Annotated in this window: 12 protein-coding genes; 7 read left to right on the forward strand and 5 right to left on the reverse strand. The window is 71.3% G+C overall.

Annotated elements, in window-relative coordinates:
- Positions 1–101 precede the first annotated feature (101 nt).
- The gene (locus SY2F82_RS02575; protein WP_200417257.1) at positions 102–710 is read left to right on the forward strand and encodes a hypothetical protein; all 609 of its coding nucleotides are present in this window, start codon (positions 102–104) and stop codon (positions 708–710) included.
- A 128-nt stretch (positions 711–838) separates the two neighbouring features.
- Here SY2F82_RS02575 and ppdK read toward each other — a convergent pair whose 3' ends face one another.
- Together ppdK and SY2F82_RS02585 are read right to left on the reverse strand one after the other, a co-directional pair.
- Positions 839–3,532: a pyruvate, phosphate dikinase gene (gene ppdK, locus SY2F82_RS02580; RefSeq protein WP_200417258.1), complete on the reverse strand. Its 2,694-nt coding sequence runs from the start codon at positions 3,530–3,532 to the stop codon at positions 839–841.
- Positions 3,533–4,034: 502 nt separating this feature from the next.
- Positions 4,035–5,255, reverse strand: a complete 1,221-nt coding sequence (locus SY2F82_RS02585) for an ROK family protein (protein ID WP_200417259.1) — start codon at positions 5,253–5,255, stop codon at positions 4,035–4,037.
- Positions 5,256–5,385: 130 nt separating this feature from the next.
- On the opposite strand from SY2F82_RS02585, the gene SY2F82_RS02590 reads away from it, so the two are divergent.
- From SY2F82_RS02590 to SY2F82_RS02600, 3 genes are all read left to right on the forward strand, one after another.
- Positions 5,386–7,017 carry a hypothetical protein gene (locus tag SY2F82_RS02590; protein ID WP_200417260.1) on the forward strand — a complete coding sequence of 544 codons (1,632 nt, stop codon included), beginning with the start codon at positions 5,386–5,388 and terminating at the stop codon, positions 7,015–7,017.
- On the forward strand, positions 7,014–8,951 hold the full coding sequence (locus SY2F82_RS02595; protein WP_200417261.1) for a glycogen debranching N-terminal domain-containing protein: 1,938 nt from the start codon (positions 7,014–7,016) through the stop codon (positions 8,949–8,951). Before SY2F82_RS02590 ends, SY2F82_RS02595 begins: the two co-directional genes overlap by 4 nt.
- Before the next feature lie 628 nt (positions 8,952–9,579).
- On the forward strand, positions 9,580–11,268 hold the full coding sequence (locus tag SY2F82_RS02600; protein WP_200417778.1) for a sulfatase-like hydrolase/transferase: 1,689 nt from the start codon (positions 9,580–9,582) through the stop codon (positions 11,266–11,268).
- Here SY2F82_RS02600 and dusB read toward each other — a convergent pair whose 3' ends face one another.
- Positions 11,269–12,435: a tRNA dihydrouridine synthase DusB gene (gene dusB / locus SY2F82_RS02605; protein ID WP_200417262.1), complete on the reverse strand. Its 1,167-nt coding sequence runs from the start codon at positions 12,433–12,435 to the stop codon at positions 11,269–11,271. It lies immediately after the preceding gene.
- An 82-nt stretch (positions 12,436–12,517) separates the two neighbouring features.
- Between dusB and SY2F82_RS02610 the strand changes: the two genes are divergently transcribed.
- Positions 12,518–13,963 carry an MFS transporter gene (locus tag SY2F82_RS02610; RefSeq protein WP_200417263.1) on the forward strand — a complete coding sequence of 482 codons (1,446 nt, stop codon included), beginning with the start codon at positions 12,518–12,520 and terminating at the stop codon, positions 13,961–13,963.
- Between the two features lie 12 nt (positions 13,964–13,975).
- Here the strand turns inward: SY2F82_RS02610 and SY2F82_RS02615 are convergent, their stop codons facing one another.
- Entirely contained in the window at positions 13,976–14,875 is a 900-nt protein-coding gene (locus SY2F82_RS02615) for a helix-turn-helix transcriptional regulator (protein ID WP_236041166.1), read from the reverse strand.
- A gap of 122 nt (positions 14,876–14,997) precedes the next feature.
- Here SY2F82_RS02615 and SY2F82_RS02620 point away from each other — a divergent pair, with 122 nt between their 5' ends.
- Positions 14,998–16,425, forward strand: coding sequence for an MFS transporter (locus SY2F82_RS02620; RefSeq protein ID WP_200417265.1), 1,428 nt, complete (start codon positions 14,998–15,000; stop codon positions 16,423–16,425).
- Positions 16,422–16,589: a hypothetical protein gene (locus tag SY2F82_RS02625; protein WP_200417266.1), complete on the forward strand. Its 168-nt coding sequence runs from the start codon at positions 16,422–16,424 to the stop codon at positions 16,587–16,589. The genes SY2F82_RS02620 and SY2F82_RS02625 overlap by 4 nt, the downstream gene beginning before the upstream one ends.
- Here the strand turns inward: SY2F82_RS02625 and SY2F82_RS02630 are convergent.
- Positions 16,582–17,022 (reverse strand): septal ring lytic transglycosylase RlpA family protein, encoded by a 441-nt coding sequence (locus SY2F82_RS02630; protein WP_236041057.1) that lies wholly within the window; start codon positions 17,020–17,022, stop codon positions 16,582–16,584. The two genes, SY2F82_RS02625 and SY2F82_RS02630, sit on opposite strands and share 8 nt — an antisense overlap.
- Positions 17,023–17,099: the final 77 nt, after the last annotated feature.

The following is a 17,099-nucleotide window of genomic DNA, read 5'->3' on the forward strand; positions in this document are numbered from 1 at the left end:
GGTGGGTGTGAGGGTTCCGGGGGCGGGGCGGGGGCGCGGTGTGAGACGGGGCTCGGGACGCCCCACGACCGTTGTCAGAGCCGACTGGCAGAGTGTTCGACATGGAGCAGGAGCACCAGCAGCGCACGTCAGTTCGCCTCGTCGTCGTGGATCCGGAACTGGACGCTCAATGCGATCGGGTGGAGCAGCGCTTGCTGGTTCCCCTGGTCAAGGCTCCCCGTGAGGGGTGTGATCACGCGTTGTTCGCGGACGGGCTCGCCGCCTTCCGGCACATCCGGGCGGCACTGGCCGAAGCGGTGGCCCGCGGACCGCGGGTGTGGACGCCGAACGGCCGCTGGGAGCACGAGGGTCTGCGCGTCGTCCAGCTGCCCGCCGAAGAGACGGACCTGTTGTACGCACTGCTGCGTGAGCTGTCCGGGGCCCTCGTCGCATCGCCGCAGCCGTCGGGCGGCGTCGCCGCGTTCCTCGGCGACGTGTCCGCCGAGGGCGAGTCCGCGGTCGGCCTGGTCGGTGCGTTGGCGCGTGTGCTGTCGATGGTGGACCTCGCGCCCGACGCCGACACCGATGTCCTCTTCACGACGTTGCAGACGGCGGCCGGCGACGAGGATGTGCGGCTCTCCCACGTACAGGAGGAGGCGTGGCAGCGGCTCGCCCACCGGGTCACCATGCTGCTGACCGAGTCCGCTCCACTGCACCGTTTCCTTTACTGACGCGAGAGGGCGGCACCCCCCGCACAGGGGTGCCGCCCTCTCTGTGGTGCTCCGGAACGCTGCCGTGTCGGTGAGGGTCGGGGTGACCGGCAGCGATTCCGGCGTTCGGTGAAGGTCCGCCAGAGGACCTACCGGTGGTCGCTTCCCTGCGACTGCGACGCCGCCCGGCCGGCCTCCAGGCGGGCCACGGGGATGCGGAACGGGGAGCAGGAGACGTAGTCCAGGCCCACCTCGTGGAAGAAGTGCACCGACTCCGGGTCACCGCCGTGCTCGCCGCACACGCCGAGCTTGAGGTCGGGGCGGGTGGCGCGGCCCGCCTTCGCGGCGTCGCGGACCAGCTTGCCCACGCCGTCCTTGTCGATCGTCTCGAACGGGGAGACGCCGAAGATGCCCTTCTCCAGGTACGCCGTGAAGAAGCTCGCCTCCACGTCGTCCCGGCTGAAGCCCCACACCGTCTGCGTGAGGTCGTTGGTGCCGAAGGAGAAGAACTCGGCGGCCTCCGCGATCTGACCCGCCGTGAGCGCGGCCCGCGGCAGCTCGATCATCGTGCCGATCGCGAGGTTCAGCTCCGTGCCCGTCGCCGACTCGACCTCCGCGATGACGTTGTCGGCCTCTTCGCGGACGATCTCCAGCTCCTGGACCGTGCCGACGAGCGGGATCATGACCTCGGCGCGCGGGTCGCCCTTGGCCGCCTTGCGCTCGGCCGCCGCCTCCGCGATCGCCCGGACCTGCATGGTGAACAGGCCGGGGATGACCAGGCCGAGACGTACGCCGCGCAGGCCGAGCATCGGGTTCTGCTCGTGCAGCCGGTGCACGGCCTGGAGCAGGCGCAGCTCGTTCTCGTGCGGCTCCTGGCGGGACTCGGCGAGGGCCACGCGGACCGACAGCTCGGTGATGTCCGGCAGGAACTCGTGCAGCGGCGGGTCCAGCAGGCGGATCGTGACCGGAAGGCCGTCCATCGCCTCGAACAGTTCCACGAAGTCCTGCTTCTGCAGGGGCAGGAGCTGCTTGAGCGACTCCTCGCGCTCCGCCTCCGTGTCCGCCAGGATCAGGCGCTCGACCAGCTCACGCCGGTCTCCGAGGAACATGTGCTCGGTGCGGCACAGGCCGATGCCCTGGGCGCCGAAGCGGCGTGCGCGCAGCGCGTCCTCGGCGTTGTCGGCGTTGGCGCGCACCCGCAGGCGGCGCTTGCGGTCGGCGAAGGCCATGATGCGGTGCACGGCCTCGACCAGTTCGTCGGCGTCGTCGGCGCCCGCGTGCATCCGGCCCTCGAAGTACTCCACGACCGGGGACGGGACCACCGGGACCTCGCCCAGGTAGACCTTTCCGCTCGAGCCGTCGATGGAGATGACGTCGCCCTCCTCGACGACGTGCCCGCCCGGGACCGTCATCCGGCGGCGCTTGGTGTCGACCTCCAGCTCCTCGGCGCCGCACACACAGGTCTTGCCCATGCCGCGTGCGACGACGGCCGCGTGGGAGGTCTTGCCGCCGCGGGAGGTCAGGATGCCCTCGGCCGCGATCATGCCGTCCAGGTCGTCGGGGTTGGTCTCGCGGCGGACCAGGATGACCTTCTCGCCGGAGCGGGACCACTTCACCGCCGTGTACGAGTCGAAGACCGCCTTGCCGACCGCCGCGCCCGGCGAGGCCGCGATGCCGCGGGCGACCTGCTGGACCTTCGCCTTCTCGTCGAACCGGGGGAACATCAGCTGCGCGAGCTGCGCGCCCGTCACCCGCTGCAGCGCCTCGGCCTCGTCGATCAGGCCCTGGTCCACCAGCTGGGTCGCGATGCGGAAGGCCGCGGCCGCCGTGCGCTTGCCGACGCGGGTCTGCAGCATCCACAGCTTGCCGCGCTCGATGGTGAACTCGATGTCGCAGAGGTCCTTGTAGTGGTTCTCCAGCGTCTCCATGATCTGCAGCAGCTGGTCGTACGACTTCTTGTCGATGTTCTCCAGCTCCGCGAGCGGGACGGTGTTGCGGATGCCCGCGACCACGTCCTCACCCTGCGCGTTCTGCAGGTAGTCGCCGTAGACGCCCTGGTGGCCGGAGGCGGGGTCCCGGGTGAAGGCGACGCCCGTGCCGGAGTCGGGGCCGAGGTTGCCGAAGACCATCGAGCAGACGTTGACCGCGGTGCCGAGGTCGTGCGGGATGCGCTCCTGACGGCGGTAGAGCTTGGCGCGGTCGCCGTTCCAGGAGTCGAAGACCGCCTTGATGGCGAGGTCCATCTGCTCGCGCGGGTCCTGCGGGAAGTCGCGCCCGGCCTCGGCCTTGACGATCTTCTTGAACTTGGTGACCAGCTTCTTCAGGTCGGCCGCGTCGAGCTGGGTGTCGTCGGCGACCTTCTTGGCCTCCTTGGCCGCCTCCAGCGCGTCCTCGAAGAGCTCGCCGTCGACGCCGAGGACCGTCTTGCCGAACATCTGGATGAGCCGGCGGTAGGAGTCCCACGCGAAGCGGTCGTCGCCGGCCTGCTTCGCCAGGCCCTGCACGGACTTGTCGGAGAGCCCGATGTTCAGGACGGTGTCCATCATGCCCGGCATCGAGAACTTGGCCCCGGAGCGGACGGAGACGAGCAGGGGGTTGTCGGGCTGGCCGAGCTTCTTGCCCATCTTCTTCTCGAGGGCCTCGAGGTGCGCACTCACCTCGTCACGCAGTGCCGGGGGTTCCTCGCCGCTGTCCAGGTAGACCTTGCAGGCCTCGGTGGTGATCGTGAAGCCCGGAGGAACCGGCAGGCCCAGGTTGGTCATCTCGGCGAGGTTCGCGCCCTTGCCGCCGAGAAGGTCCTTGAGGTCCTTGTTGCCTTCGGTGAAGTCGTAAACGAACTTCATGCCCTCGACGCCGTTCTCTGTTACGTGGCGATCTTTGTTTTCCGACACGGTCTCGACTCCTCGAGGACGCGGTGGCTGCCCTGACGGCGAGGAACATACCCAGATCAAAGGCGTCTGGGTACGTCCACTTGCCCGCCATGTGCCCGTAACCACTCGTCCGCCACCGGATCGAAAGTCAAGGCTTGGCAAGTGGCGACCGGGCGATGTTTTCACTTGTTGAAGGCATCAACGCCCGTAGAGGGGGTTTGATGCTCAGATGAGCGGGCCTCGACACTTCTGATTTTCGATCGATGAACGATCAAGGGGTGACACTCAGTGCCACCCCTTGAGGAAGTGCAGCCGCCCAAGATCCGCTCATCTGAGCGCAACCCCTATCAGGGGTGGCGAGAATCACGCTAACCGAGGACGCCCGATTTCACCATGCGGACGCCGATCCGGACCGAAATGCAGCTGTCAGGCACCCGACAAGAAGAGAGAGGGATCTCCGGTCATGGGCGGGGCTTCAGACACCCAGTGCCTTCAACCGCTCCTCCACCCGCTCCGGTGCGTACAGGTGCTCGACGACCAACGCGCCCGCACCCACCAGCCCCGCCCGCTCGCCGAGCCGCGAGACCACCACGTCCAGATGCGCGGTGGAGCGGGGCAGCGCCCGCTGGTACAGCAGTTCCCGCACACCCGTCAGGAACGGCGTCCCGGCGAGGTCGCCCGCGATCATCAGCACCCCCGGGTTCAGCAGGGTCACCACGGTCGCCAGCACCTCCCCGACCCTCCGCCCGGCCTCCCGCGCGAGCGCAACGGCCTCCGGGTGCCCCGCGGCCAGCAGGTCCCGTACGTCCGAGCCGGAGGCGGCCGGCACTCCCGCCCGATCCAGCCGGCGCGCCACGGCACCGCCGCTCGCGACGGCGGCCAGGCAGCCGTAGGACCCGCAGCGGCACAGCGCGTCGGCGCCCTCGGGGACGCGGATGTGCCCGATGTCGCCGGCGCCCCCGTCGATGCCGCGGTAGATCCGGCCGTCCACGACCACACCCGCGCCGATACCGGTGGAGACCTTGACCAGCACGAACGCCCGGCAGTCCGGGTGCGCGGTGCGCTGCTCGCCGTACGCCATCAGGTTCGCGTCGTTGTCGACCAGGACGGGGACGTCGGCGGCGCCGCGCGCATGCTCGGTGAAGGCGCGGGCGAGGCGCCCCGTTATGTCGTAGCCGTCCCAGCCCGGCATGATCGGCGGCTGCACGACAAGGCCGGTGTCGCTGTCGACGGGCCCCGGTACCGCGAGGCCGATCCCGCAGACCTCGTGCGCCTGATGGGCCGCCTTGTCGAGGAGTCCGGCGAACCAGCGGCCCAGTTCACCGAGGACGGCGTCCGGGCCCTCCTCCAGGAGCAGGACGCCGCTGTGCTCGGCCAGGATCTCCCCGGCCAGGGTGAGGACGGCCGCGCGGGCGTGCCGGGTGTCGAGGTCGGCGGCGAGCACCACGGCATGGGCGTCGTCGAACTCGAGCGTGATCGAGGGGCGTCCGCCCAGCGGCGAGTCGACCGGTCCGCCCGCGCCCTCGCGCAGCCACCCGGCCCGGAACAGCCGGTCGAGGCGCTGGCCGACCGTGGCCCGGGACAGGCCGGTGGCCTGCTGCAGGGCGCCCCGGGTCGTGGCGCGGCCACTGCGCACCAGCTCGAGCAGATCTCCGGCGCCGGCCGACGCGCCCGGCTTTCCAGCTCTTCCGGTCATGCGCACCCCCTTGCGTTCAACGATCCTGCATTACATAGTGAGTTTTGCGTGTTAAATAGACGTAACCCTACGGTAGCCACTGCCGAACCGCGCCGAACCGCTCGGCCGCACGTCTTTCGGGGAGACCTGAGTGGAGCGCACGACCCAACTCACCGCCCGCCGTACGGAACCGGCGCTTCCCGAGCGTCCCCCGGGCTCACCGACCACGTCCCGCCCCCGTGACACCACGCCTTCCGGGGCACCTGTATACGATCCGGCCGTTCCGGGATCGCTGCACGTCAGGGCGGCGCAGGTACTCGACGCCAACTGGACGGGGACGTCCACGGTCCCCTCGCGCGGGCTGTACCCGCACCAGTGGTCCTGGGACTCGGCGTTCATCGCGATCGGACTGCGCCACATCTCGCCGTTACGGGCGCAGACCGAGCTGGAGACGCTGCTGGACGCACAGTGGGCGGACGGGCGGATCCCGCACATCGTGTTCAACCCCTCCGTGCCCTTCGACGCGTACTTCCCGAGCCCCGACTTCTGGCGCTCCTCCACGGCCGGGCGCGCGGCGGGCGCCCCGCGCACCGTACAGACCTCGGGCATCGTGCAGCCACCGGTACACGCGCTGGCGGCCTGGCTGGTGCACCTGGCCGACCCCGGGCTGTCCCTGGCGCGCGGCTTCCTCGCCCGGGTGTACCCGCACCTGGCGGCCTGGCACCGCTATCTGCTCCACCGCCGCGACCTGGGCGGCGGCGGACTGGCATCGGTGGTGCATCCCTGGGAGCAGGGCATGGACAACAGCCCCGCCTGGGACGCGCCGCTGTCCCGGATCACCCCGGCCCCGGCCCGCTCGTTCCGCCGCGCCGACCTGGCCCACGGCGCGCCGGAGGACCGGCCGACGGATCTGGACTACGGGCGGTACGTCCGGCTGGCGACGGAGTACCGCGACGGCGGATACGCCGACGGAACAGACAAGGGGGCGGCCCGTAGGGCCTCGGTCGAGGGTGGTGCTGGGAGACGGGTGGGCGGCTTCGCGGTGGAGGACCCGGCGTTCAACGCGCTGCTGATCGCGTCGGAGCACGCGCTGGCCCGTATCGCCCAGGAGCTGGGCGCACCGGGGACGGCACGGCACGCCCGCGCGGAGCGCCTGACGGAGGCTCTGATCGACCGGCTGTGGGACCCCGTGGAGGGGATGTTCTTCTGCCGGGACGTGTATGGGGGCGAGACGCGGGAGAGCGGTGCTCTCGATCGAGATCAGCGCTTCGGGAGCAGCGCTCTCGGATCAGAGCGCCGCTCCCTCACCGGCGCCCTCGTCCCCGAGCGCACCGTCTCCGGCCTCATCCCCCTGCTGCTGCCCACCCTCCCGCGCGACATCACCACCGCCCTTGTCCGCACCCTGCGCGGGCCGCACTTCTCGCTCGGCGACGCCACCCGGCTCGTCCCCAGCTACGACCTGCTCGGCGAGGCCTTCGATCCGCACCGGTACTGGCGCGGGCCCGCCTGGTTCAACACCGGCTGGCTGCTGGAGCGCGGGCTGCGCCTGCACGGCGAGCAGGCGGACGCCGACGCGCTGCGCGAGGCCCTGCTGGAGACCTCGGGCACCTCCGACTTCGCGGAGTACGTCGATCCGTACACCGGCGAGGCGTGCGGAGCGGTCGGCTTCGGCTGGACCGCCGCCCTCACACTCGACCTGCTCCACGACCACCCCGGACAGGGCGTGTCCCCGACCGGCACCGGCACGTTCGACAGGAGTGACAAAGGAGGGGGCCGGGGATGACGGACCGGCATCATCTGCTCGTGTGCGGCGGGACGTTCGCCGCCGTGAGCGACAGCGGGGACATCAGCGGGGTGCGGGGCGCCGGCTCCCCGTCCGGGTTGTTCGTACGGGACGCGCGCCATCTGAGCCGCTGGCAACTCACCGTGGACGGCGCGGTGCCCGAGACGCTCACGCCGGTCGCCGACGGGGACACGGCGCGCTGCGTCCTCGTGCCGCGCGGAGGCCGCCAGGAGCCGCCCGCGCACACGCTCTTCCGCGAACAGGCCGTCGTCGACGGTGCGTTCGTGGAGTCGCTGCGCGTGACCAGCAACCGCCCGGTGCCGACCACGGTCCGGGTCGCGGTCACCGTGGACGCCGATTTCACGGACCAGTTCGAGCTGCGCTCCGACCACCGTACGTACACGAAGACGGGTGCCGTGCGCTTCCGCCGGGTCCTGGAGGACGGTGTGGAGTTCGGCTACCGGCGCGGCGAATGGCGCTCCTGTACGACGGTCACGGCCGAGCCCGCGCCGGACGGTGTCGAGGAGACCGGCACGGGCGCCCGGCGCCTGGTGTGGACGCTGGAGCTGGAGCCGCACGGCTCGGCGGAACTGTCCCTGCGGGTCGCCGCCCGGCCGCACGGGGCGGTGCAGGCCCCCGTGGTCCCCGCGTCCCCGGCCGCCGCCAACCACCGACTCCTCCGCCTGGAGGGCGAGTTCATGGAAGGCATCGCCTTCCCCAGCGGCTGGCCCGAGCTGGCCACGGCCTGTGCGCGGGGCCTGTCCGACCTGGCCGCGCTCCAGGTCCCGGCGACGGGCCCCGACGGCGAGGAGTTGCGCGTCCCGGCGGCCGGCGCGCCCTGGTTCCTCACGCTCCTCGCCCGCGACGCACTCCTGACCTCCCTCTTCGTGCTCCCCTACCGCCCCGAGCCGGCGGCGGCCACCCTGCCCGCGCTCGCCGCGACCCAGGCGACCGAGGTCGCCGCGGGTTCGGTCGCCCAGCCGGGGAAGATCGTGCACGAGGTGCGGCACGGTGAGCTGGCGCACTTCGGGCAGGTGCCGTACGGGCGGTACTACGGCTCGGTCGACGCGACACCGCTCTTCCTGGTGCTGCTCGGGGCCTACGTCGAGCAGACCGGTGACACGGCGATGGCTCGCCGGCTGGAGCCCCACGCCCGAGCGGCGATCGGCTGGATGCTGGACCACGGCGGCCTCACCTCGCGCGGCTACCTGGTCTACCGCGCCGACCAGGGCGGCCTCGCCAACCAGAACTGGAAGGACTCCCCCGGCGCCATCTGCTCCGCCGACGGCAGCCGCCCCACCGGGCCGGTGATGGCGGCGGGCGCGCAGGGCTACGCGTACGACGCGCTGCGCCGCACCGCGCACCTGGCGCGCACGGTGTGGGGGGACGAGGTGTACGCGGCGCTGCTCGAACAGGCGGCCGCGGATCTACGCGACCGCTTTCAGCGGGACTTCTGGATGGAGGAACAGGCGTTCCCGGCGCTCGCGCTGGACGGCGAGGGCAACCAGGTGGACGCGCTGGCCTCGGACGCGGGGCATCTGCTGTGGTCGGGCCTGCTGGACAAGGAGTACGGGGAACTGGTGGGCCGCCGCCTCCTGGAGGAGGACTTCTTCTCGGGCTGGGGCGTCCGCACCCTGGCCGCGGGCCAGGCGGCCTACCACCCGATGTCGTACCACCGCGGTTCGGTCTGGCCGCACGACAACGCGCTGATCACGCTGGGCCTCGCCCGCTACGGCCTGCACGACGAGGCCCGTACGGTCGCCCACGCCCTGGTCGACGCGGCGACGGCGACGGGCCACCGACTGCCGGAGGTGCTCGCCGGGTACGGCCGCGACAGCCATCCGGAGCCGGTGCCGTACCCGCACGCCTGCGTCCGCGAGTCCCGCTCGGCGGCGACACCACTCGCCCTGCTCACGGCGGTGGGCGGGGCGTAGCCCCGGCCACAGCGGTGAGCAGGGCGCAGCCCCCACAGACACCCGGGACCGCGCGGAGCCAATGGGCGGGCGGCGCGCGGCCCCGGGGCGGCTCCCTCCCGACGCCCCGCCTGTACGACCCGACGTGCTCCCGGAGTGGTTGACCTGGGATTTGCCGGGTGTTTGCCGGGCGCTGGGGCGCCGTGGTGAACGCATGTACCCGGCCACCCGTACGGGATGACGGCGGGCCGGCCTCCCCAGCGTGGCCCGCCCTCCACCACGGGCTTCGCACGGAAGGACCCTCGGGTTGCCTCTCAACACGCGCGCACCACACACGACGAGCAAGGCGGCGGCGGCCACCGACGGGGTCCTGCCGGCGGAGGAGGACGAACGGCCGGTGCCGGAGGCGGAGCCCGTCGCGCCGGACGCGCCCGCCGACCGTACGACGGAGCCGGACGCCCAGGACGCCCGCGCGGCCGAGGACACCCCCACCGCCGAGGACACCCGCACGACCGAAGACACCCGCACCGCCGAGGACACCCGCACCGCCGAAGGCACCCCCGCCGCCGAGGACACCCGCACGACCGAAGACACCCCCACCGCCGAAAGCGGGGCGGCGGAAACCGGAGCGGCGGAAAACCGGGCCGGCATGGCCAACGGCCCTCGTCACCGCTTCCGCTGGCGCACCTGGCGGGCCGACCACCCGGTCGCCGCCCGCGTCCTCGGTGTCACGGTCACCGTGCTCGCCGGTGTCCTCGTCGTCGTCTCGCTCGTCATGCCCAACAGGCTCGCGAGCTTCCGGCCGGCCATGTTCACGCGAATACCGGTGGAGGCGCTGATCGGGGGCGTCGTGCTGACCGCTCTGCCCCGGCGGCCGCGGCTGGTCGTCGCCTGGGTCGGCGGTGTCGCGCTCGGCGTGCAGACCATGCTCAACCTGCTGGACGCCGGCTTCTACCAGTACCTCGGCCGCGACTTCAACGCCGTCCTCGACTGGCCCCTCCTCAGCGACGCCTACTCCTACCTCCAGGACACCCTCGGCGGGGCGGGCGCCCTGGGAGTCCTGCTCGCGGCCGTCGCGATCGTCCTCGTCGTCCTCGCCGTCTCGGCGCTGTCGGTCGTGCTGCTCGGCAACGTCATGGCCCGGCACCGCACCACCACCACCCGGACCGTCCTCGTGCTCAGCATGGTGTGGATGACCTGCACGGTCCTCGGCCTCCAGTTCGGGGGCGTGTCGCTGGCCGCCGAACGCACCGTCACGATGCTCAAGGCCCGCTCCGACCTCATCCGTCAGACCCTCAGGGACGAGCGGGACTTCGCGAAGACCGCCAGGGTCGACGCCTTCGGCGCCACCCCGGGCTCGCAGCTCGTGCCCGATCTGCGCGGCAAGGACATGATCTTCACGTTCATCGAGAGCTACGGCCGCAGCGCCATCGAGGACCCGATCATGGCACCCGGCGTCGACAAGACCCTCGACACCAGCACCCAGGCCCTCGCCAAGGCCGGCTTCCACGCCAAGAGCGGCTGGCTGACCTCGGCGACGTACGGCGGCAGCAGCTGGCTCGGCCACTCCACGTTCCTGTCGGGCCTGTGGATCGACAACCAGAACCGCTACCGCACCGTCACCACCAGCAACCACCTCAGCCTCACGAAGGTGTTCAAGAAGACCGGCGCCTGGGACACCGTGGGCATCATGCCCGGTGTGCAGAAGGGCTGGCCGGAGCAGAAGTACTACGGCCTCGACAAGGTCTACAACGCCTTCGAGATGGGCTACGAGGGCCCGAAGTTCAGCTGGTCCACCATGCCCGACCAGTACGCGCTCGAGGCGTTCCAGCGCCTGGAGCACGGCAGGAAGCGCGACAAGCCGCTGATGTCGGAGATCATCCTGACGTCCAGCCACACCCCCTGGGCGCCCATCCCGAAGATGGTCGGCTGGAACCAGCTGGGCAACGGCTCGATCTTCGACGCCATCCAGAAGGCGGGCAACAAGCCCGACTACACCTACACCAGCGACACCCACTCCAGGGAGGAGTACGGCAAGTCCGTCCAGTACTCGGTGACCGCCCTCACCCAGTTCCTGGAGCGCTACGGCAACGACGACACCGTGCTCGTCTTCCTCGGCGACCACCAGGCGAACGCCCACGTCAGCGGCAACCACGCCAGCCATGACGTCCCCTGCGCGATCGTCGCCAAGGACCCGAAGGTCCTCGACAAGATCGCGAGCTGGGGCTGGACGGACGGCCTGCGGCCCGCGCACAACGCGCCGGTGTGGAAGATGAGTTCCTTCCGCGACCGCTTCCTGACGGCGTACGGCTCCACGCCGCACCCCTCCAAGGACTGATCAGCCTCCGGAGGTGTCGAGCTCCGCGTCCTCGCCGACCCCCGCGCAGTCGTACGGGTCCTTCAGCCAGCCGTCCGGCAGGACCACCCGGTTGTTGCCGGACGTACGGCCGCGGGGCCCGTCGGCGCCGGACGGCCAGGGCTGGTCGAGGTCCAGCTCGTCCAGGCCGGCCCGCAGCTCCTGAAGGGAGGAGGTGATCGCGAGCCGCTTGCGCATCTCGGAGCCGACCGCGAAGCCCTTCAGGTACCAGGCCACGTGCTTGCGGAAGTCGATGACGCCGCGCGACTCGTCGCCGAGCCACTCGCCGAGCAGGGTGGCGTGCCGGACCATGACGTCGGCGACCTCGCGGAGGGTCGGCCTGGCACTGTATCCATCAGTGCCTCCGGCACGGGCTTCCGTCCGCCCCTCGAAAGCGGCCACCAGGTCCGCGAACAGCCATGGCCGCCCCAGGCAGCCGCGCCCCACGACCACCCCGTCGCAGCCGGTCTCGCGCACCATCCGCAGCGCGTCCTCGGCCGACCAGATGTCGCCGTTGCCCAGTACCGGGATCTCCGGCACATGCTCCTTCAACCGCGCGATGGCGTCCCAGTCCGCCGTGCCGCCGTAGTGCTGGGCGGCCGTACGCCCGTGCAGCGCGATGGCCGTCACGCCCTCCTCGACGGCGATCCGACCGGCGTCGAGGTAGGTGATGTGGTCGTCGTCGATGCCCTTGCGCATCTTCATGGTGACCGGGAGGTCGCCGGCCCCGCTGACCGCCTCACGCAGGATCGCCCGCAGCAGGTTCCGCTTGTACGGCAGCGCGGAGCCGCCGCCCTTGCGGGTCACCTTCGGCACCGGGCAGCCGAAGTTGAGGTCGATGTGGTCGGCGAGGTCCTCCTCCGCGATCATGCGGACGGCCTTGCCGACGGTCGCCGGGTCCACGCCGTACAGCTGGATCGACCGCGGCCGCTCGCTCGCGTCGAACTTGATCAGCTGCATGGTCTTGTCGTTGCGCTCGACCAGCGCCCGCGTCGTGATCATCTCGCTCACGAACAGCCCCTTGCCGCCGCTGAACTCTCGGCACAGCGTGCGGAACGGCGCGTTCGTGATCCCGGCCATGGGCGCGAGCACGACGGGCGGCTGGACGGTGTGCGGGCCGATCTGCAAGAGGGACTCGGTCATGGGCATTGCCCCATTGTCGCGTATCGGCAATGATCATGTAGCACTCATTAGTTAGACACACTATCAATGTCGGCGTACCATGAACCGCATGCCCGAGCTCAGCCATCGCCGACGTCTTCTGGTGCTCGCGATCTGCTGCATGAGCCTGCTGATCGTGAGCCTCGACAACACCGTCCTGAACGTGGCGCTGCCCTCGATGCAGCGGGAACTGCATGCGAGCGTGTCCGGCCTGCAGTGGACGATCGACGCGTACACGCTGGTCCTGGCCTCGCTGCTGATGCTCGCGGGTTCGACGGCCGACCGGATCGGCCGCAAGCGGGTCTTCATGGCGGGCCTGATCGTCTTCAGCGTCGGCTCCCTGCTGTGCTCGCTCGCGCCGAACCTCGAACTGCTGGTCGTGTTCCGCATGGTGCAGGCGGTGGGCGGCTCGATGCTCAACCCGGTCGCGATGTCGATCATCACCAACACCTTCACCGACGCACGTGAACGCGCCCGCGCGATCGGCGTGTGGGGCGCCGTGGTCGGCATATCCATGGCCGCGGGCCCACTGGTCGGCGGGCTGCTGGTGGAGTCGGTCGGCTGGCGTTCGATCTTCTGGGTCAACCTGCCGGTCGGACTGGCCGCACTCCTGCTCACCCAGCGCTTCGTCCCCGAGTCCCGGGCGCCCAAGGCGCGTCGCCCGGACCCGGTCGGCCAGCTGCTGGTGATCGCCCTGTTCGGCTGCCTGACGTACACGATCATCGAGGCCCCGGACGCGAGTGCCGGAAGGATCGCCCCGTTCGCCGTGGTCGCGTTCGCGGCCCTGCTCGGCCTGTTCTGGTACGAGCCGCGACGCACCGACCCGCTCATTGACCTGCGCTTCTTCCGCTCGGCGCCGTTCAGCGGGGCCACGGTGATCGCCATCAGCGCGTTCGCGGCCCTCGGCGGCTTCCTGTTCCTGTCCACGCTCTACCTGCAGAACGTACGCGGACTGGACGCGCTGCACGCGGGCCTGTGGATGCTGGCGCTGGCGGCCCCGACGATGCTGTGCGCCCCGCTGTCCGGGCGCCTGGTCGGCAACCGCGGGCCGCGCCTGCCGCTGCTGGTGGCGGGCTGTGCGATGACCGCGAGCGCGGTGCTGTTCGCGGCCTTCGAGGCGGAGACGTCGAACACCACGCTGCTCGTCGGCTATGTCCTGTTCGGCATCGGCTTCGGCTTCGTCAACGCCCCCATCACCAACACCGCCGTCTCCGGCATGCCCCGCGCCCAGGCCGGCGTCGCCGCGGCGGTCGCCTCCACCAGCCGCCAGCTCGGCCAGACCCTCGGCGTGGCGGTGGTCGGCGCGGTGCTGGCCTCCGGTGTGACGGCGTCGGCGTACCGGCAGACGTTCGTCTCGGCGGCCCGCCCCGGCTGGTGGATTCTCGTCGCCTGCGGTGCGGCCGTGCTGATACTCGGGGCGCTCACCACCGGCCGGTGGGCCAGGAGGACGGCCGAGCGTACGGCTGACCGGCTCGAGTCCCCCGAGGTTCGTGAGGCCTCCGGCGTCTCCGCCTAGCGCCTCCTCGGGTCAGGCGGCACTCCGCTGCGACGCGATCGCCTGCAACTTCTCCAGCCGCACCCGCGACTCGCGGTCCGCCGGCGCGTACGTCACCATCCGGGGCCCGTTGTGCGGCCCGAGCCACAGATCGGTGTGGTCGAGAGTCAGCAAGCCCACGTGGGCGTTGCGGAACTGCTTGCGCTTGCTGCGGGAGCCGACCACCTCGTGCCGTTCCCAGGCCTCGCGGAACTCGGCGGACTCTGTCATCAGCCGGTTGAGCAGCATCTTCCAGGCGGGCTCACCGAGATGGTCGGCCATGTTGGCGCGGAACTTGGCGGCCATCAGCCGCATGGTCGCCTCGTGCTCGACGATCGCCGCCCGCCAGTCCGGGTGCGTGTAGCACAGCACCATGCAGTTGCGGTCCGCCGGCGGGACGGCATCGAGGTCGCACATCAGCAGCCCGTAGGTGCGGTTGTAGGCGAGGATGTCGTACCGGCTGTTGGAGATGCAGGCCGGGAGCGGTTCGAGCTGTTCCAGCAGGATGCGCTGGGCCTCGGTGACAGACGGGCAGTGCGCGCCGGGTGCCGGGTCGACGGCACCGGCCAGGTTGAACAGATGGGCCCGCTCGCTGGCGTCGAGCAGCAGCGTGCGGGCGAGGGCGTCGAGGACCTGGACGGACACCTGGATGTCCCGGGCCTGCTCGAGCCAGGTGTACCAGGTGACACCGACCGCAGCGAGCTGCGCGACCTCCTCACGGCGCAGCCCCGGGGTGCGGCGGCGCCGACCGCGGGGCAGCCCGACCTGCTCGGGGGTGATGTGCTCGCGGCGGTGCCGCAGGAACGCTGCCAGTTCATGCCGCCGGATCTCGGATGCGCGCCGGTCGGGCGCCTCCGCCTCCCGGTCCGTCCGTGTCTCGGGGACCGCCACCATCTCCTGCGCCATCGTCGCCATGCCCCCAGCCTGCCGCTCCGCGGAGCCTGTTTCCAGGTAGTCCTGCTACCAGGATAAAGACACTCTGGTACCACGCTGAGGGTCGGCGGAGCCTTGCTGGTGTGACCGAGACTCTCACTTCCCCTACCGTCCGCTCACCGGTGGCGACCCCACGGCTGGGCGGGCTCGGACTGTTCACGGTGCTGCTGGGCGCGGCACTGCCCCTCATCGACTTCTTCATCGTCAACGTCGCCCTCCCGACGATCGGCAGGGACCTGCACGCGGGCGAGTCCGTCCTCGAACTCGTCGTCGCCGGGTACGGGGTGTCGTACGCCGTCCTGCTGGTGCTCGGCGGCCGGCTGGGCGACCTGTTCGGCCGGCGTGAGTTCTTCCTCTACGGGATGGCCGCCTTCGGTGTGACCTCGCTGGCGTGCGGGCTCGCCCCGACGGCCTGGACGCTGGTGGCGGCGCGGGTCGCGCAGGGCGCGGCGGCCGCGGCGATGCTGCCGCAGGTGCTCGCCACGATCCAGGCGGCGACCAGCGGGCAGCGCCGCGCCAAGGCGATGGGCCTGTACGGTGCGACGGCCGGCCTGTCCATGGTGGCCGGGCAGATCCTCGGCGGCGTGCTGGTGGCGGCCGACATCTGGGGCACCGGCTGGCGTTCGGTGTTCCTCGTCAACGTGCCGGTCGTGGCGGTCGGCCTGTTCCTGGGCGCGCGGGCGGTCCCGGAGACCCGCTCGCAGCACCCGGAGCCGGTGGACGGGCCCGGCACGGTGCTGCTCGCCGTCTCGCTGCTGACCCTGCTGGCGCCACTGACCGAGGGCCGGGCCGCGGGCTGGCCGCTGTGGACCTGGCTGGCGCTGGCCGCGTTCCCGTTCGCGGCGTGGGCGTTCTACGCGGTGGAGCGCCGCGCGGACCGGCAGGGCCGTACGCCGCTGGTGCCGCCGAGCCTGTTCGCGCTCACCTCGCTGCGGCGGGGACTGGTGATGATGGTGCCGTTCTCGATCGGGTTCAGCGGATTCATGTTCGTGATCGCGGTGTCGCTCCAGCAGGGCGCGGGGCTCGGTCCGGTCCCCGCGGGTCTGGCGCTGACGCCGATGGCGCTGGCGTTCTTCGTGGTCTCGCTGTACGGGCCGCGGCTGGTCGCCCGCTTCGGCACCCGGGTGGTGACCGCCGGGGGGCTGATCCAGGCGGTCGGCATCGGGTTGCTGGTCCTGACCGCCTGGCGCTCCTGGCCGCACCTGGGCGTGTGGGAGCTGCTGCCGGGCGCGGCGGTGGCGGGCGCGGGCCAGGCGCTCCAGCTCCCGATCATCATGCGGATCGTCCTGTCCGAGGTGCCGACGGCGCGCGCGGGCGTCGGCAGCGGTGTCATGGTGACGACACAGCAGTCGGCGCTGGCGCTGGGCGTGGCGACGCTCGGCACGCTGTTCCTGACGCTGGTGCCGGGCATGGGCATGCGCGACGCCCTGGTGACGACGCTGCTGGTGCAGCTGGCCGGCATCGCCCTGACGGCCGCCCTGAGCCTGCGCCTGCCGCGCACGATCGCATGAGGGCGGTGTTCCTGCGGGGCGCCCGTGACCCGGTGCGGCCACGGTCGCCCCGTGGCCGCACCGAGCGGCAGGCCCGCTGCCCGGGAGGGCCGAAGTCCGCCGACGACGGTCAGGGGTCGCTGCTGTCGGCGGCGCCCTCGGCCGTCTTCCAGGGCATCAGTTGAGCACCTGCTGGGTGACGACGATGTGACCCTGGTCGGGATTGAGGACGCCGCCGAGCCGGCTGAAGGCTCCGTCCGTCAGGTCCAGGCACTTGGGTTCCTGGGGCGTCTGCTGGAAGGTGCCGCGGTCGTTGATGCGGACCACCAGGGACCTGCCGTTCGCCACGTTCGTGACCTTCACCCTGGTCCCGAAGGGAAGTTGCGGGTTGCGGGTCAGGGAGGTGGCAGCGGTGTCCGCGTTGTTGTCGAAGACCTCGCCGCTGGCGGTCAGCGCGCCGGCCGGTACGGGGCCGTAGTGCGTCGCCCAGCACTGGCCGGCGGCTGCCTGGGCGGTGCCCGCGGCAGGCGTGGCGGTGGCGGTGGGCGCCATCACCAGGAGCGCACCGAGCGCAGCGGCCCCGACGGCAGGGCGGACGAAGGGTATTGCACGACTCATCGCTTTTCTTGCCTCTCTCGGACGTCGTCGTATGGATGACGGACGGAAGACGGAAGGAAGGAAGAGGAAAGACGGAA

The sequence above is a fragment of the Streptomyces sp. Y2F8-2 genome (assembly GCF_014905555.1).
GTDB classification, from domain to species: Bacteria; Actinomycetota; Actinomycetes; order Streptomycetales; family Streptomycetaceae; genus Streptomyces; species Streptomyces cynarae.

Coding starts and splice junctions, on each gene's coding strand:
- SY2F82_RS02575 (WP_200417257.1), top strand. CDS start 102: ATGGAGCAGGAGCACCAGCAGCGCACGTCAGTTCGCCTCGTCGTCGTG.
- ppdK (WP_200417258.1), bottom strand. CDS start 3,532: ATGAAGTTCGTTTACGACTTCACCGAAGGCAACAAGGACCTCAAGGAC.
- SY2F82_RS02585 (WP_200417259.1), bottom strand. CDS start 5,255: ATGACCGGAAGAGCTGGAAAGCCGGGCGCGTCGGCCGGCGCCGGAGAT.
- SY2F82_RS02595 (WP_200417261.1), top strand. CDS start 7,014: ATGACGGACCGGCATCATCTGCTCGTGTGCGGCGGGACGTTCGCCGCC.
- SY2F82_RS02600 (WP_200417778.1), top strand. CDS start 9,580: ATGGCCAACGGCCCTCGTCACCGCTTCCGCTGGCGCACCTGGCGGGCC.
- dusB (WP_200417262.1), bottom strand. CDS start 12,435: ATGCCCATGACCGAGTCCCTCTTGCAGATCGGCCCGCACACCGTCCAG.
- SY2F82_RS02610 (WP_200417263.1), top strand. CDS start 12,518: ATGCCCGAGCTCAGCCATCGCCGACGTCTTCTGGTGCTCGCGATCTGC.
- SY2F82_RS02615 (WP_236041166.1), bottom strand. CDS start 14,875: ATGGTGGCGGTCCCCGAGACACGGACGGACCGGGAGGCGGAGGCGCCC.
- SY2F82_RS02625 (WP_200417266.1), top strand. CDS start 16,422: ATGAGGGCGGTGTTCCTGCGGGGCGCCCGTGACCCGGTGCGGCCACGG.
- SY2F82_RS02630 (WP_236041057.1), bottom strand. CDS start 17,022: ATGAGTCGTGCAATACCCTTCGTCCGCCCTGCCGTCGGGGCCGCTGCG.